This window comes from Actinomyces bouchesdurhonensis (genome assembly GCF_900128465.1).
Classification (GTDB): Bacteria; Actinomycetota; Actinomycetes; order Actinomycetales; family Actinomycetaceae; genus Pauljensenia; species Pauljensenia bouchesdurhonensis.
Map to the genome: position 1 here is coordinate 356734 of NZ_LT635866.1, position 16472 is coordinate 373205.

Sequence of the window (16472 nt, forward strand, 5' to 3'; positions counted from 1 at the left end):
GGGTCACCGGTGATGAATCACCGCTAACTATGTGCCATCTAACAATAACCCCATGGATACTGTTGACGGATCACCCCAAGTATTACACTTCATGCACGTCGGCCCAAGCCGAATGCACGTTCGTTCAGCACCCTTGGTGTGACCCTGACCATCTGTCGCAGGCAAATCTAGCCCGAGGATAAGGCGAATGAATACCCAAAATCACACATCTGCACGCTTGTGCATGGCACACTAGAAAACGTGACAATACGTGACGAACAGGCGCATGAGGCAGCCTCAATGTACTACCTGCAGGGTCAGACGATGGAAACAATCGCTCGCCACCTGCAAATATCGCGCTCATCCGTATCCCGACTGCTCGCACACGCCCGCGAGGTCGGGCTCGTGCGCATCTCCGTGTCCGCATCCCCGGGCACCAAAGGAACCCTTGCCGGGCAAATCGCAGACCTCTTCGGAGTCCAGGTATCCGTCGTGCCCGTCCACGACGTCCACACCGAGGTCAATAGGCTCCACAACGTCGCCCTGGTTGCCGCCGAGCACCTCGTCGACATGCTCTTCCCCGGCGTCACCCTCGGCATCGCGTGGGGCAACACAACCGCCGAGGTCACCCGCGCCATGCCGCATGTGTCATTCGCCGGCTCAACAGTCGTCCAACTCAACGGTGCCGCGACCGCCACCGAGTCCGGCATGCCCTACGCGGAGGCCATCATGTCCTGCGCGGCCAAGGCCATCGGCGGGCGCATCGTCAACTTCCCCGTGCCCGCCTTCTTCGACTACGCCGACACCAAAGAAGCCCTCTGGCGCGAACGCTCCGTCCAATCCGTCCTCAACACGATCGACAACGCCGACGTCGCCCTCTTCGGCGTCGGATCCATGTCCGCACGCCTGCCCTCCCACGTCTACTCGGGCGGATTCCTCGAACCCGACGAGATCGCCTCCGCACAAAACGACGGCGTCGTCGGCGACGTGTGCACCGTCCTCATCCGCGAAGACGGCTCGACGAACATGCACCTCAACGAACGAGCCTCCGGCCCAAGCCCCTCAACGCTCAAGAGGATCCCGCGACGCCTATGCGTCGTCTCCGGCGCCTCCAAAGCCCTGCCACTCCTCGGCGCCCTACGCGCCGGAGTCGCCACCGACCTCGTCCTCGACGACGGCGCCGCACACGAACTCCTCGACCTCGTCCACACGCGCGCCCTCAAAAAGCGCACACGCCCCTGACCCCGGCCACCCCACGCAACTAAGCCCCGGCCTCGTCCACTGAACGAACGAACGAGGCCGGAGCCACATTGTCGATCGGCTCAGCCCAGGCGCTTAACCAGCGGGAACGGAATCGTCTCGCGGATGCCCTGGCCGGTCAGAACCATCAGCAGGCGATCAATCCCCATGCCCATACCGCCGCACGGCGGGAAGCCCTGCTCCATAGCGACCAGAAAGTCCTCATCCAGGACCATGGCCTCAGGGTCTCCGTTAGCAGCCGCGAGGGCCTGCGCCTCGAAACGCTCACGCTGAACCACCGGATCAGCCAGCTCAGAGTAGGCAGTACCCGTCTCAAAGCCGCGCACATACAGGTCCCACTTCTCTGTCAAACCGGGACGGGAACGATGGTAGCGGGTCAGCGGGGACGTATCCTCCGGGAAATCATAGACGAAGGTCGGCGCCCACAACTTAGAGCCGACAAGCTCCTCAAAAATATCCTCAACGATCTTGCCGGCGACCGCGTAGTCGTCGACCTCCAGGCCAATACGCTCCGCGTACTTGACCAGGGTCTCGCGAGGCGTCTCCACCGTAATCTCCTCACCCAGGGCCTCCGACGTCGAGCCATACAGGTCAATGCGGTCCCACTCACCTGACAGGTCGTACTCAGTGCCGTCCGCCAGGCGCACAACCTCCTCACCCTCAGACAGGTCGAAGGCGTCACGCGCAGCCTGCTGAATGAGATCGCGCGTCAGGTCCGCCATACCGTTGTAGTCCGAGTAAGCCTCGTAGGCCTCCAAGGCCGTGAACTCAGGGCTATGCGAGGAATCCATTCCCTCGTTTCGGAAGTTTCGGTTGATTTCGAAGACACGATCAACGCCGCCAACGACAGCACGCTTCAGGTAGATTTCCGTCGCAATACGCAGGTAGAGGTCCATGTCGAGCGCATTCATGTGCGTGACGAAGGGACGCGCCGCTGCGCCGCCGTGAATCGCCTGCAGCATCGGCGTTTCCAGCTCGATGTAGTCGCGACGGAAGAAGTTTTCACGAAGCGAGCGGTTGACGGCCGCGCGAATGCGGACCATGTCGCGCGCGGCCGGGCGCGTGATCAGGTCGAGCTCACGGCGGCGAATACGCTGATCTTCGGACAGCGTAATCTCTTCGCCAGCCTCGGTCGTCCAGGTTTTAGGTAGGGGACGCAGCGCCTTGGAGGCGATGGCCCAGGAAGCATCGGGGGCGGGCAGCGCTGTGGGAGCGGCGTCGTAGGCGGCCTGCGCCTCGGAGGTGACCTCGGCGGGGGTCGCGAAGATCGAGAGTTCGCCGCGGCGCGAGGAGATCACGCGACCGTGGACGAAGAGGTGATCACCCAGGTCGACGTCGTTCTTGTAGGCGGCCAACGAGTCGGCACCGACGGACGCCGCGGAGAGCATGACCTGAATCCTGTTACCTTCGCCGTCCATGAGGGTCGCGAAGCAGAGCTTGCCGCCATTGCGCGCGAGGATGACGCGGCCCGCCAGGCCCACGTAGTCCTCGGTCTCTTCGCCGGCCTCGAGGTGGGCGTACTTCTCGCGCACCTTCTTGATGGTCGTCGTAATCGGCAGGCGCACGGGGTAGGCGGGGATGCCGGCCTCCATGAGGCGCGCGCGCTTGGCCGCGCGAACCTTGACCTGCTCGGGGGTGTCGTCTGCGGGGGAGGGCGTGGGTGTAGAAGAATCGGTCATGCGCCTATCGTACCGGGATTTAGCCTCGCGACGAGGCAGGGGCCCGGTTGGGCTCCTCACGAAGCGTTCGGCCCGTTTCCTTCTCGCGCTGTCAGTGGGACTCCCCGACGTTCGTTCATGAGGCGGTGAGAGCGGCCAGTGAGAACGTGGTAACCCCGCCCTCGAGCGTCATCGTTGGACCATCAGCCGTCACGACAGCAGCGAAGGAAGGCACCCCCATGCGCTCAACGTCAACCACCTCAAGGAATCGCATCAGACTCTTGGCTCCAGCAGGTATCGCGGGTTGCCCGAGCTTGACCTCAATCGCTCCCCATCGACCATCAGGGAGCTCGACAATCACATCGACCTCTCGTCCCGCCTTATCTCGGTAGTGCATGACCTGCCCCCCAAGCTCCTGCATGTAGGTGCGCAGGTGCTGGACGACCATCGATTCGAACCAGAGTCCCGCCGTGTTCAAGTCCGCGAGCAGCTTACGCGAGGATGCTCCCAAGGCCGCAGCAGCCAGCGCCGGATCAACAAAGTGAACCTTAGAGGCGGAGCGAATAGCAGTCTTCGAGCGTATCTGTGGAGACCACGCGTCTTGTTCCTCGACGAGGAAGATACGTTCCAACGAACCGATGTACCCGCTAACGGTACGCGGCTGAATATCACCCACGCCTCGCATATCCGCCGCGATCGTTGTCAGCTTCAGCTCGGACGACAGGTTGCGCGCCAGCGAGCGCAGCAAAGCTGTCACTGTTCGTGGGTTACGGCGAGGTTCATCATCCAGGCGCGCAATGTCACTGACAGCAACATCCTCAAGGTAGGCGCGCAGATTACGCTGGGCGTCCTTCTCTGCCAAATCAAGGTCTGCGGGCCACCCTCCATGCACGAGGGCAGAGAGCATTGTGGGAACATCCATCGGCGAGGTGAGAGCAGGGGTGGGCAGATCACCGTCAAAGAGGCCCCCGAGCGAGACGGTTCCAACTCCTAGCCCACGTTCTTCGAGAGTCATAGGGCGCATCCGCAGACGTACGAATCTGTGTGCACCGGAGTGTCGCATCGCATCCTGAGCGGGAACCGATGACCCGGTGAAGATGAACTGGCCCTTCATGCCACGCCGATCGATCTCATGCCTGGCCGTATTCCACAGCTCGGGCGCCAGCTGCCACTCATCAACGAGGCGCGGAGTCTCGCCCTCGAGCAGCAAGCGCGGATCCACCTGGAGAGCAGCTGCAACACTAGGCGAACCATCATCGAGGATCACGACCGATGCGGCGTGGTGGCGCCCCGTCTGCGTCTTGCCGGACGCACGGACACCATCGATCAGCACACCACCCGAGGTTCGCAATGCGGATTCGACGCTGCGATCAAGAATACGCGACCGGTACATTTTCCCTCTCTTTCAAGCAAAAAGTAACACATGAAGCTGTTGTAGCGCATGTTTTGGCCGCATTTCAGCGCATGTTTTGGACGGACATTAGCGTATGTTTTGGCTTCATTTTAGCGCGCGTTTCGGACGTAAAGTTGCGCATGTTGTGCCTGCCTCGGCGTGAGCGTCACCTCTTCACGGCAGCTGAGCCCCACTGGTGGCAACGGAGGCAGGGCACCCACACTGCCTCCACTGGGGTTAACGCGCACATAAAAGGGCCACAGATACACGAAGCGCCCACTGTCACCAGTGGGCGCTTGCCCGTGCTGTCAAGCGTTGGTCAGACGCCGGAGCTCTTCAGGCCCAGCTCGCGGGCCCGCTTCGAGTCCTCGGGGACACGTCCCGCGTGGTCGCCGGCGCTGACGATCCTGTTGGAGCCGTCGACGAAGACGACGGAAGGCTTCATGGTGCGCACGAGGGATTCGGGCACCTGGGCGTAGGCCATGATGATGACCAGATCGCCGACACTCACCTTGTGGGCGGCGGCGCCGTTGAGCTGGATTGTGCCGCTGCCGCGCTCGCCGGCGATCGTGTAGGTCGAGAGTCGCTCGCCGTTGTTGACGTCGACGATGTCGACCTTCTGGCCAGGGACGATGTTCGCGGCGTCCAGCAGATCCTCGTCCACGGTGATCGAACCGACGTAGTGCAGGTCGGCGCCGGTGACGACGGCGCGGTGGATCTTGCCGATCGCCATCTCGCGCGTCATTTCCATCATGCGAGCTCCCCCGCGCGCTCGGCGAGACGGCCGACGGGTGTGGAGGCGCCGCGCAGCGGCACCTCCATGTTGTCGATGAGGCGGGTCGTGCCCACCTTGGCGGCGATGAGGAGGCGTCCTTCGCGCGAGCCGTCGGACAACATGGTGGGTGCACCAGCATCCTCGCCGACGGGCACGGACTCGGTGCCTGCGAGGATCTCGAAGGTTCCCGCGTCCACGAACGCAATGTAGTCCAAGTTGATGCCGCCCTCGGCGTCGATGACCGAACGGCATTCGGACACGATGTCCGCGGGAGCGGCCCCGGCCTCGGCGACTTCGGCACCGCGGCGAAGGGCGCGCGAGAGCGCACGGGCGCGGATGCGTTCCTCGTCGCTGAGGTACTGGTTGCGGCTGGACAGGGCGACGCCGTCCTCGGCGCGCACGATCGGGACGGCGTGGACGCGCACGGGGATGTCAAGCTGAGAGAAAACGGTGCGCAGGACGGCCAGCTGCTGAGCGTCCTTCTGCCCGTACAGCGCCACGTCGGGGCGCACGAGGTTGACGACCTTCGTGCACACGAGGGCGACGCCCGCGAAGTGCGTGGGGCGCGTCTTGCCCTCGAGGACGCGCGCAATCGGGCCCGGGTCGATCGACACGGTCGCGGGTGTGGGGTACACGTCCTGGGGCGCGGGCGCCCACACGAGGTCCGCGCCGACCGTCTCGAGGGCGTCCATGTCCGCATCCAGGGTGCGCGGGTAGGCGTCGTAGTCCTCGCCGGGCGCGAATTGCGTGGGGTTGACGAAGATTGTAACGATGACGTGATCAGCCAGTTCGCGGGCCTCGCGCACGAGCTGCAGGTGCCCATTGTGCAGGGCGCCCATGGTCATGACGAGCGCCTTCGTGCCGGGCAGCTTGGTCAGCGCCTCGGCCAGCTGGGCGCGCGTGTGGGTCAGGATGGGACGGTTGGTCATGTTTCCATTCTTGCAAATGTCGCCTGCCCTGGGCGAAATAGAGTCGCTATCCTCACGCCTCGCTCTGTGTGGGACGAGGCGTGGGCGCGGTCGGCGGGATCGCGCCCGCAGGGGGCGAGGCGTGGGCGCNAGGCGTCCGGGGGTGCTCATAGTGTCATTGTCGCCGATCCGCGCCTCACCCGCCGCGCACCGTCTCGCGCGAGGTCGCCTCGACGACCTCGGTGACGCGCGAGAGCCAGCGTTCGGGGGCCTCAGCCTCGCGGCGAACCTTCGAGGCCTCGGAAAGGTTAGCCCACAGCTCCAGGGAACGGCCCGCCTCGACGTGCTCGGCCATCGACGAGACCGGGCCAGGGACCAGCTCCGCGCGCACCGAGGCGACGCTTCGCCACCGCTGAATGGGCCCCTGACGCACCGCACAGGGCGGCCAATTCACGCGAGAGACAGACGCCGACATCGCCGCACGACTCACACCCACCTCCCAGGAAACATTCAGACTCATGGGCGACACTGACACCATGAGCACCACCGGAACAGAGGCAAAACTGCTCGTCGTCGACGACGAACCCAACATCCGCGACCTCCTCGCCTCCTCCCTGCGCTTCGCCGGCTTCGACGTCGTCACCGCCGAGGACGGAAGCGGCGCATTCCACGAAGCCCAAGCCTCGCGCCCCGACCTGATCGTCCTCGACGTCATGCTCCCCGACATGGACGGCTTCACCGTCACGCGCCGCCTGCGCGACGCCGGCATCACCACCCCCGTCCTCTTCCTCACCGCGCGCGACGACATGCGCGACAAGATCCAAGGCCTGACCGTCGGCGGCGACGACTACGTCACCAAACCCTTCGGCCTCGAAGAGGTCGTCGCACGCATCCGCGCAATCCTTCGCCGCACGATGGGCGCCGAGGAGGACGACGCCTTCCTACGCGTCGGAGACCTGGTCATCGACGAAGACGCGCACGAAGTCACGCGCGCCGGCGTCCCCATCGACCTGTCCCCCACCGAGTTCAAGCTCCTGCGCTACCTCGTCATCAACGCCGGGCGCGTGGTCTCCAAGATGCAGATCCTCGACCACGTGTGGGAATACGACTGGGACGGCGAGGTCGCCATCGTCGAGTCCTACATCTCCTACCTGCGCCGCAAGCTCGCAGTCGAGGGCGCGTCCGGGGAACTCATCCACACCAAGCGAGGCGTGGGCTACATCCTGCGCGCCGAGGAGTAACGTGCACCCCAGCCTGGCTCAACGCGTCGAGGCCTGGTGGGACGCCAAACCCCTGTCTTCACAGCTCGTCACGCTCATCACCCTCCTGCTCGCCGTCGGCCTCTCACTGTCCGGCACAGTCATGATCGGCCTCCTCCAGCGCCACCTGACCTCGCAGATCGACGACCAGCTGATCGCCACCGCGCACACCCTCCAGATCTCCGCCTCCACCGCAACCTTCTCCGCCGACGGCCAGGGCGCCATCCCCACCCTCTATTACATTCAGATCCGTGACACCAGCGGAAACGACCGCTACTTCTACTCCGAGGACACCCTCAAGGCCTCGGGCAAACCCAACCTGCCCGACCTCGTCGACACCTCCTCCGCCCCCATCTCCTCCTTCCGAACGCTGCCCATCACCGTTTCCTCCTCGAAGATGGGCCTCGGATGGCGCGCGCTCGTCGTCCCCGTCTACGACCAGGACTCCGGCGTCTTCTCCGGGTACATGACGATCGCCCTGCCCCTGTCCGACGTCCAGCACACCCTGCGCACCACGGCCTCCTACTTCACCGTCGCCGGCTCAATCATCGTCCTCATCGGCGGATGGGCAGGCCGCGTCCTCGTGCGTCGCGCCCTCCTGCCCCTGCGCTCCATCGAATCCACCGCCGGAAAAATCGCTGCCGGAGACCTCACCAAGCGCGTCACCCCGCACCCGCCCACCACCGAAGTCGGTTCCCTCTCCCTCTCACTCAACTCCATGCTCACCCAGGTCGAGCAATCCTTCGAAGCACGCCAAGCCTCGGAAAGAAAAATCAAACGCTTCGTCTCCGACGCCTCCCACGAACTGCGAACCCCCCTGGCAGCGATCTCCGGATACTGCGAACTCTACGCGATGGGCGGCGTACCAGACGAACGAATCGACGAGGTCATGGGACGTATCAGCTCAGAGTCCTCCCGCATGGCGAACCTCGTCGAAGACCTCCTGACCCTCGCCCGCCTCGACGAAGGCCGCCCACTCGACATCACCGACATAGACCTGGTCAAACTCGCCGACAACGCCATCTTCGACCTGCAAGCACTCGACCCCACGCGCACCGTCGGGCTCATCGGCACCAACGGGCACACACCCCCCATGACCCTCGTCGTACCCGGCGACCGAGACCGTCTCTCCCAGGTCTTCACGAACCTCATCGGCAACATCGTGCGCTATACACCCCAGGGTTCCCCCGTCGAAATCGCTCTCGGACGCAGCGCAGACACCGCAATCGTCGAACTACGCGACCACGGACCCGGCATCGACGAAACCGACCGCGGTCGCGTCTTCGAGCGCTTCTACCGCGCCGATTCCTCCCGCAACCGCAAGTCCGGCGGTTCCGGCCTCGGACTCGCTATCGTCTCCGGCATCCTCGCAGCCCATCGCGGAAACGTATCGCTGACAAAAACAAAGGGCGGGGGCCTCACCGTCCGCATCGAACTGCCGACAGCGTGAAGGACATAACGCACAGACTAACACCCGCGACTTTTTCGCTTCTTCATCGGCTTTTCTCACTACACAGTTCACGATAAACCCTTCTGAATCCCCCCAATTTTTCACCGCCGAACGTGACCTGAGCACAAAAGCGCACTACCATGGCTGGATATTCCTCACCTAGGAGAGTGGCCCATGGGTGCACAAGCACCTCACTGGCTGCTGACGTCGTTCGTCGACGCCATGCAGCAGATCGGCGCGACCGCGACCGATGCAGAACTTGAACATGAGGGCGCAGACCTCATACAGCGATGGAACGCCCCTGAGCGTCAGTTGCACAACCTGCGTCGACTCATGAACACGCTCACCCACATCGACGAAATCGCTTCGTCCGCGCACGATCCTGACATCTTACGGGTCGCAGCCTGGTATTACGGCGCCTTCCTCAACAAAGCCCTCGAAATTAAGCTCGGCGGCTTCCAAGCAAACTTCGCCGCCACCCGCTGCATCGACCACGCACACAATCGCCTCACCAACCTCGGCGTCCCCGACGAAGTCGTCGTGCGCATCGACGAACTCATCGCCTTCGTCACGCGCCACCGCGCCCCACGCACCGATTTTGACGCACAGGTCCTCGTCGACGCAGACCTGGCAGGCTTGTCCGTCAGCCCGCAAGAATACAAAAAGATCCGCTGCGCCCTGCGCGCCGAACTCAGTGAACTCGACGACCTGCAATTCATCAAGGCACGCATCGCCCTGCTCAAAAAGCTACTCAGCTACGAAACGATCTACCAGTCGCCGCTAGGCTCCGCATGGGAAGACCCCGCACGAGCAAACCTCGAACACGAGCTAACGCGCCTCGAACGAGACAAAGCCAAGCTGCGCGAAGCCGATAATGACTCCGACGACCCCGACGACCCCGACGACAGCGACGAAATCGTTGAAGACTCCACGACAACGACCGGCACGCTGATCATCAAGCGCCGCTCCATCAAGAAGCGCACCCCCGTCCACAGCGCAGACGACGAAGTCACCTCAACCGGCATCCTACCGCGCAAGATTGAAGAACCCTATGACGCGGACGAGGAAGCGGAAGCAACCTCCTCTCTCGAGTCTGCTGTCGAGTCGCTGGATCTGCCCAACACCGACTGACGAGGCCGCTGTACCCTTCGCTGGGGCCGCGCCGCTTTGAGCACCCATTGGCGCCAACCCACCCGTCCGCGCAGCGAGCTTCATTCGGCGCGTCGTCTCGAAGCCCGACCCCACCTCGCCTCCGACAACGGACAACACTCCCCAACCCGAGGGCTATCCACAGGCGCTGTTCGTCGCAGACAGTTATCCACAGGACGTTGATTCTGCCTCGATCACGCGCCCGCACGCGCGTAGTGTCATCAGCGACGGGCCCACCCGGGGTCCCACAAAGGAGTGACATCATGACCGCATACGCCGTTGACGCCGAGCAAGTATCCGCCGCCTCCGCACAGGCATGCACGACCGCATCAACGATCCGCACCGAAGTCGACACCCTCATGGCGCAGTTGCTCGCGCTCCAGGACTCCTGGAGCGGCGGCGCCCAAGCAAACTTTCAAGCGACCATCACGCAATGGCAGAGCGTCCAAGCACAGACGCACGATGCGCTCGACTCGATTTCCACGCAGCTGCAAGCCGCTGCCTCAACCTACACGGAAGCAGAAGCGCACTCCACATCGCTTTTCGCAAACGCCTAGGTACACGCTGAAAATACACGCCGGGGGCGAGACCCTAACGAGTCCCGCCCCCTACGGATCAGCGCGAAACTGAGTGGCTCAGTACATGCCGCCCATGCCAGCGCCAGCCTCGTCGCCACCGGCAGCCGGCGGCTCGGGCTTGTCGGCGACAACGGCCTCGGTAGTGAGGAACATTCCCGCGATCGACGCGGCGTTCTGCAGCGCCGAACGGGTGACCTTGACCGGGTCAGAGATGCCAGCGGCCATCAGGTCCGTGTACTCGCCGGTTGCAGCGTTCAAGCCAAAGCCCGGGTCCATGTTCGCGACGCGGTCGGCAACCACGCCGCCCTCAACGCCCGCGTTCTCAGCGATCTGCTTGAGGGGAGCAGAGACAGCCAAGCGAACAATGTTCACGCCGGTCGCCTCGTCACCGTCAAGGTGATCAAGCGCGGGCAGCGCCACGGCAGCAGCCTGGATCAGGGCGACACCGCCGCCAGCGACCAAGCCCTCTTCGGAAGCCGCACGAGCGTTACGAACAGCATCCTCAATGCGGTGCTTGCGCTCCTTCAGCTCAACCTCGGTGGCCGCACCGGACTTGATGACGGCAACGCCGCCGGCCAGCTTCGCGAGGCGTTCCTGCAGCTTCTCACGGTCGTAGTCAGAGTCGGTGTTCTCGATCTCCTGACGGATCTGGCGCACGCGCGCAGCCAGCATATCCTTGTCGCCAGCTCCCTCAACGATGGTGGTCTCATCCTTGGAGACAACAATCTTGCGGGCGCGGCCCAACAGCTCCAGGTCCGCGTTTTCGAGGGACAGACCCACCGTCTCGGAGATGACCTGGCCACCCGTCAGGATGGCCATGTCCTGCAGCATCGCCTTGCGGCGCTCACCGAAGCCAGGGGCCTTGACAGCCACAGACTTGAAGGTGCCGCGAATCTTGTTAACAACGAGCGTAGCCAGGGCTTCGCCCTCAATGTCCTCGGCGATGATCGCCAGGGGCTTGCCGGTCTGCATGACCTTTTCCAGGACCGGGACGATGTCCTTCACGTTGGAGATCTTGGAGTCCATCAGCAGGACGTAAGCATCCTCGAGGACGGCTTCCTGGCGCTCCTGGTCAGTCACGAAGTAGGCCGACAGGTAGCCCTTGTCGAAGCGCATACCCTCGGTGGTCTCCAGGGTGGTGTCGAAGGAGTTGGTCTCCTCAACGGTGACGACGCCCTCGGCGCCGACCTTGTCGAAGGCCTCGGCGATGAGCTTACCGATGGCGGGATCGTTGGCGGAGATGGAGGCTGTGGCAGCGATCTGCTCGGTAGTTTCAACGGGCTTTGCGTCGGCGTGCAGTTGGGCGACGATAGCCTCGACGGCCTGGTCGATGCCGCGCTTGAGAGCGATCGGGTTGGAGCCTGCGGCGACGTTGCGCAGGCCCTCGTGGACCAGTGCCTGGGCCAGGACGGTCGCGGTCGTGGTGCCATCACCAGCGACGTCGTCAGTCTTCTTGGCGACTTCCTTGACCAGCTCGGCGCCGATGCGCTCAAAGGGATCGTCGAGGTCGATTTCCTTGGCGACGGAGACGCCATCCTTGGTGATCGTGGGGGCGCCCCACTTCTTGTCGAGCACGACGTTACGACCCTTGGGACCCAGCGTCACCTTCACGGTGTCGGCCAGCAGATTCAGGCCGTTCTCCATGCCACGACGGGCATCCTCATCAAACTTGATGATCTTGCTCATTGAAAATGCATCCTTCCGCGGTGCGGATCGGGTCCGATGCCCGCGACGGACGACCGCGCTTGGTGCGGCCTCATCGAACCGATGGTTTTATCACTCTCTATGTCGGAGTGCTAAGAATGATTTTGGCACTCGCCAGCATCGAGTGCAAGGCGAGGTGAGCTTCCTTGCGGTCGATGCGCTCAGGGCGTAACACCCGCGTCCTCAAATGCTGAGAGTTCTCAATTCAGCGCAGGACGACGACAATGTCGGGATTCCCCAGGCCGCTTTCCTGGCGGACATTATCAATTCCGAGCGTGGAGGCAATATCTTTCGCGGTGCCTTCCATGCTGGGATCCTCGTAGTAAACGGTCGAAGTTTGGGTAGCCCATCCGTCAGCGTTGGCCGCCGAAGTCCCGGCATAGCCCGCCTGGTTAAGGATGCCGGCCTGCGCACTGGCATACCCCTGGGTGCCGGTTCCGTTGAGGACCTGAATCACGGCGCCATGGTCAGGAACGGAGGAGGCCGGCGTCGTAGAGGGACTAGGCGAGGGCGTGGGGTCGCTTGCCTCGTTCGACGGTTCGGCTGTAGTAGGCGCCGGGCTCTGTTCCGGCGTTGCAGCTGTGATCGTCGACACGGGGGCGGGTGTGGGGGTGACAGTCACGGTTTGTTGGCGTGACAGAGCGGTCGCCGCAGCCCATCCGAGCGCGGGAACGATCACGAGGATGGCCAGGAAAGGCCACACGTTCTTCCATTTAGACGGTTTGGGGCGATGCATGCCAACTGGCATTTCCTCGCCGGCGCGATCAAATTCATCCCTGGGGTACTGAGAGCTCACGCGTTCAGACTATCGGAAAAGCAGCGTGCGGTCGCGTGTGGCGCGCGGGAGGGGAGCGGCCGGCGTGAGGTGTGTGGTGGCATGCGGCATTAGGCTGGTGTCATGAGTGATTACAATCCGCGCGCCCTGTCCGAGCTGATCGATCCGGGATGGGCTGCGGCTCTGGCGCCGGTCGAGGACCGCGTCCACGAGTTGGGCGCGATGCTGGCCGCCGAGGTGGACGAGGGGCGCGGCTACCTGCCCGCGGGGACGGATGTGCTGCGCGCATTCACCTACCCCTTTGAGCAGGTGAAGGTCCTCATTGTGGGACAGGACCCGTACCCGACCCCGGGTCACGCGATGGGTTTGTCATTTTCGGTGCGCCCCGGTGTACAGATCCCCAGGTCTCTGGTCAATATTTTCCGCGAGCTGTGCGAGGACATCGGATGCCAGCCGCCTTCTTCGGGCGATCTGACGGCGTGGAGTGAGCAGGGCGTGTGCTTGTTGAATAGGGTGCTGACGGTGCGTCCGGGAGCGCCCGCGTCGCATCGGGGGCGCGGGTGGGAGGAGGTCACGCAGTGCGCGATTGACGCGCTGGTGGCTCGACGTCGACCGGATGGGTCGCCCGCCCCGCTGGTGGCGATTCTGTGGGGCAAGGACGCGCAGTCTCTGATGCCGCGCCTGGGTGAGACTCCTGTCATCGCTTCGCCGCATCCCTCACCTTTGTCGGCGCGCCGCGGGTTTTTCGGGTCCCGTCCGTTCTCGCGCGCGAACCGGATGCTCGAGGAGCAGGGTGCGTCAGGCGTCGACTGGTCGCTGGTGCGCTAAGAGCGGAAGGAGACGACGAGGCCGGGGCGGGCCGCGCGGGCGGCGTCCTCGCCGCGGTGGGGAGTGCCGCGATGAGGGGTGCCACGATGAGGGGCTCTGCGGATATTTCTCTCTCCCATCGAATACACCAGAACGGTTAGGGTGCCGCGTAGGTGACAACCGGGTGCATGTCGGCTGAACTGGACGTTGTGGGCTGGACTGGATGCGGCATCCGGAAAATGGGCACCGCTGTCTCAAGCCGACGGTGTCATGAGCTACCAGCATCGTCGTGTAGCGGTGATGCTGCTTGGAGGCTGGTTGTGGGGAGTCCTCGGATGCTTGGGCCCAGGCTCGCGCGGCGATCATGGAAGGGGTGGCGGGCTTGTCCCAGAGGCGTATCTCCCGCTTGATGGGGAGTAGCCTGTAGGCGTCCGGTCTTGTGTGGCGCGAGAGTCCGCATCTCCCGCTTGATGGGGAGTAGCCCCTCGGTGACGCTCCGTGCGATCGCCCGCCATACGGGCCCTGACGCGGCGTACCTGACTGAAGACGCGCGCTATAGGGCACAATGCGTTGGTCTGGGCTAGGCCCCTGGCATCGTCGAGGGGGCGTCATCGGACTAGCGCGCTCGCGCCGCCGCGCCTGCGACAGGATGGACACCATCGGGAGGATTGCACCTGATCGGGAGTGTTCAACCCGTTGGGGAGCATTGGATCCGTGAGGGAGCATGACACCAGGGGCAATGATGGGGGTTTTGCACCATTAGAAGCCTCCCTTCGGCGTGTCGCCGGCATGTCGTCTCAAAGCTCGGCCAGTCCCTGCCCCGCCCATCAATGTCGCACGTAATTCCCATGCGTTTACTTCAAATGTTGAATCCACATCGTTGGAATTGCAACGTTTTCGGGTGGTCTCGAAAAGTGACCGAGGGAAATTACGTGCGAAATTTGTCTGGAGGTTGTCGGGTCTCCGCCCGCAGGTGCCGTGGCTAGCCCAGTGTCTCGAAGCGCGCCCGTACTCTCCGGACCCTCCGCCCTCTGCGCCTGGGTGTATTTCGGGCTGTCGATGGGGGTTTGCACCATTAGAAGCCTCCCTTCGGCGTGTCGCCGGCGTGTCGCGCCTCTATTGGTGCAATTCCCCCCGTCTGGTGGCACCCTCGACGTGGGGCGAGCCCGACCGTGGGCCTCTCATGGTGCGATTCCCCCCGTTTGCTGGCGGTGAGGCCGCGGTCCGGGGCGGCGCCGCCCACGCGCATGCCATCGGACCCACGTGCGAAGTGTCGGACCCACGCGCATACCATCGGACCCACGCGCGAAGTGTCGGGCTCACGTGCGCGGCGAGGAACGCAGGCAGCTCGCGCTCGGAGCAGTTTCGCATGCAATTCGACTCAGTGAACTTTCAACAGCTTCCACAAACGTTGCAATTCTAACGACATGGATGCGCGGTACGACACAGTGTCGGTGGAATTGCATGCGACATTCGTGGAAAGCCCGCCCGGCGGGAGTCATACTCCGCCGCTCGCGCTGCCGCTCGTCGCGCAGCCGGTGGCGCGCCAGTGGCCTGGCACGGTGGATACCGCCGAGGTAAACAACCTGCCCAAGCCCCACCGTGACGGATCATTGGGCAGCCACTCACGGGCCCGCGACGCTGTATTCACAGGAACGAGGCAAACGCGACCAACTAAAATGGCGATTTTCCCGCGCGACAAAGCCGAAAAGTCACCTTGCTAGCAACACGTTTTGTTCATCCTCCACATTGCCTCCATCGCCTTCCACAGCGACTTTCCCGCACCAGCAAGCCGAACACGCGCTACCCAACCAACGCGCTGTCTCGATCATCCACGTCGTGGCCCGCCGCCTTCAACACCGACTGGGATTGTGCGCAAGTTGTTGACGGTTTGTTTGTGCGGCTTTTGTCCAGGCCGAACGGCAGCTGGGCCCTACAACTGGCTGCCTTAACCCCTCGATGCGCAGCTAAACCCTACTGGTGGCAGTACGGGCAGGCCGCCCACACTGCCATCCATCGGGTTAATGCGCACATCAAGGGGCGGACATTCCCACCCATGCGGTTGGGGTTGTGCGCAAGTTGTTGACGGTTTGTTTGTGCGGCTTTTGTCCAGTCCGCTGGGTGTAGTTCGTATTCGATGGGGGATTTGCCGCCGAGGCTGGTGTGGATGCGGCGGTGGTTGTAGAAGTCTTCGATCCAGGTGGCGACCCCGGTGTAGGCCGGGCCGCGCGCGGCCAAGCGCCGCCACGAAGAACGACTAGTGGACCGTGATGAGTTCCTTCGTTGCCGCGTGCCTTTGATTTGTCTCAGGGACACACACCAAACTGGATGAGCCTCGCGCCAGCAGGCCCCCATTAACCCGCACGGTGCCCGCGCAGCCGCTACCAACCAACAGGTGCGAATAAGCCGGGCACCCACTTTCCCGCAAGAACAGGGGAAAACAGGCCGCCCAGCCGATGTCAGCCACACAACGGGCCGTATCCGTGTGAAATGAATATTGGAGCCGGCTATCGGACTCGAACCGATGACCTGCTGTTTACAAGACAGCTGCTCTACCAACTGAGCTAAGCCGGCGGCGCACACTAGTGTGCCACAGGTTGGCCCCTGTGCGCACGAGCGGGCCGACGCGCCGCTCGCCTGGGGCGTCCAGCGATGCGGCTCGTGGGCTGATCATAGTGACAGGCCCTGTGCTGGGGTGGGCACAAGAGATCGCTTCACCACTGCCACGCGCGGCACGGACAGAGCGCATAGTGGCGACCAAGACGGCTGTGGGGCGG

At 63.6% G+C, this 16472-nt stretch carries 13 protein-coding genes and 1 tRNA gene; 6 read left to right on the forward strand and 8 right to left on the reverse strand.

The window, feature by feature from the left end; genetic code table 11:
* Positions 1-279 precede the first annotated feature (279 nt).
* The gene (locus BQ7477_RS04045) at positions 280-1221 is read left to right on the forward strand and encodes a sugar-binding transcriptional regulator (RefSeq protein WP_073982894.1); all 942 of its coding nucleotides are present in this window, start codon (positions 280-282) and stop codon (positions 1219-1221) included.
* Between the two features lie 80 nt (positions 1222-1301).
* Here BQ7477_RS04045 and BQ7477_RS04050 read toward each other — a convergent pair whose 3' ends face one another.
* The 5 genes from BQ7477_RS04050 to BQ7477_RS04070 form a co-directional block, all read right to left on the reverse strand.
* Positions 1302-2918 (reverse strand): lysine--tRNA ligase, encoded by a 1617-nt coding sequence (locus BQ7477_RS04050; protein WP_073982895.1) that lies wholly within the window; start codon positions 2916-2918, stop codon positions 1302-1304.
* A gap of 115 nt (positions 2919-3033) precedes the next feature.
* The gene (locus tag BQ7477_RS04055) at positions 3034-4290 is read right to left on the reverse strand and encodes an ATP-binding protein (RefSeq protein WP_073982896.1); all 1257 of its coding nucleotides are present in this window, start codon (positions 4288-4290) and stop codon (positions 3034-3036) included.
* 319 nt (positions 4291-4609) lie between these two features.
* The gene (panD, locus tag BQ7477_RS04060) at positions 4610-5044 is read right to left on the reverse strand and encodes an aspartate 1-decarboxylase (RefSeq protein ID WP_073982897.1); all 435 of its coding nucleotides are present in this window, start codon (positions 5042-5044) and stop codon (positions 4610-4612) included.
* Entirely contained in the window at positions 5041-5994 is a 954-nt protein-coding gene (gene panC, locus BQ7477_RS04065; protein WP_073982898.1) for a pantoate--beta-alanine ligase, read from the reverse strand. The genes panD and panC overlap by 4 nt, the downstream gene beginning before the upstream one ends.
* Positions 5995-6169: 175 nt before the next feature.
* A complete protein-coding gene (locus BQ7477_RS04070; RefSeq protein ID WP_234968673.1) occupies positions 6170-6493 on the reverse strand; it encodes a hypothetical protein in 324 nt (107 codons plus the stop codon).
* Here BQ7477_RS04070 and BQ7477_RS04075 point away from each other — a divergent pair.
* From BQ7477_RS04075 to BQ7477_RS04090, 4 genes are all read left to right on the forward strand, one after another.
* Entirely contained in the window at positions 6492-7214 is a 723-nt protein-coding gene (locus tag BQ7477_RS04075) for a response regulator transcription factor (protein ID WP_009055118.1), read from the forward strand. The genes BQ7477_RS04070 and BQ7477_RS04075 overlap by 2 nt on opposite strands.
* A gap of 1 nt (position 7215) precedes the next feature.
* Positions 7216-8682 carry a sensor histidine kinase gene (locus BQ7477_RS04080; protein WP_073982899.1) on the forward strand — a complete coding sequence of 489 codons (1467 nt, stop codon included), beginning with the start codon at positions 7216-7218 and terminating at the stop codon, positions 8680-8682.
* Between the two features lie 174 nt (positions 8683-8856).
* Positions 8857-9813, forward strand: coding sequence for an HD domain-containing protein (locus BQ7477_RS04085; RefSeq protein ID WP_073982900.1), 957 nt, complete (start codon positions 8857-8859; stop codon positions 9811-9813).
* Positions 9814-10094: 281 nt separating this feature from the next.
* On the forward strand, positions 10095-10388 hold the full coding sequence (locus BQ7477_RS04090) for a WXG100 family type VII secretion target (RefSeq protein WP_073982901.1): 294 nt from the start codon (positions 10095-10097) through the stop codon (positions 10386-10388).
* 78 nt (positions 10389-10466) lie between these two features.
* Here the strand turns inward: BQ7477_RS04090 and groL are convergent, their stop codons facing one another.
* Both groL and BQ7477_RS04100 read right to left on the reverse strand, forming a co-directional pair.
* Positions 10467-12095, reverse strand: a complete 1629-nt coding sequence (groL, locus tag BQ7477_RS04095; protein ID WP_073982902.1) for a chaperonin GroEL — start codon at positions 12093-12095, stop codon at positions 10467-10469.
* A gap of 223 nt (positions 12096-12318) precedes the next feature.
* A complete protein-coding gene (locus tag BQ7477_RS04100) occupies positions 12319-12861 on the reverse strand; it encodes a LytR C-terminal domain-containing protein (protein ID WP_073982903.1) in 543 nt (180 codons plus the stop codon).
* A gap of 150 nt (positions 12862-13011) precedes the next feature.
* Here BQ7477_RS04100 and BQ7477_RS04105 point away from each other — a divergent pair, with 150 nt between their 5' ends.
* Complete coding sequence (locus BQ7477_RS04105; protein WP_073982904.1) at positions 13012-13716, forward strand: uracil-DNA glycosylase; 705 nt, start codon at positions 13012-13014, stop codon at positions 13714-13716.
* A gap of 2477 nt (positions 13717-16193) precedes the next feature.
* On the opposite strand, the gene BQ7477_RS04110 is transcribed toward BQ7477_RS04105, so the two are convergent.
* A tRNA-Thr gene (locus tag BQ7477_RS04110) sits at positions 16194-16269 on the reverse strand.
* Positions 16270-16472: the final 203 nt, after the last annotated feature.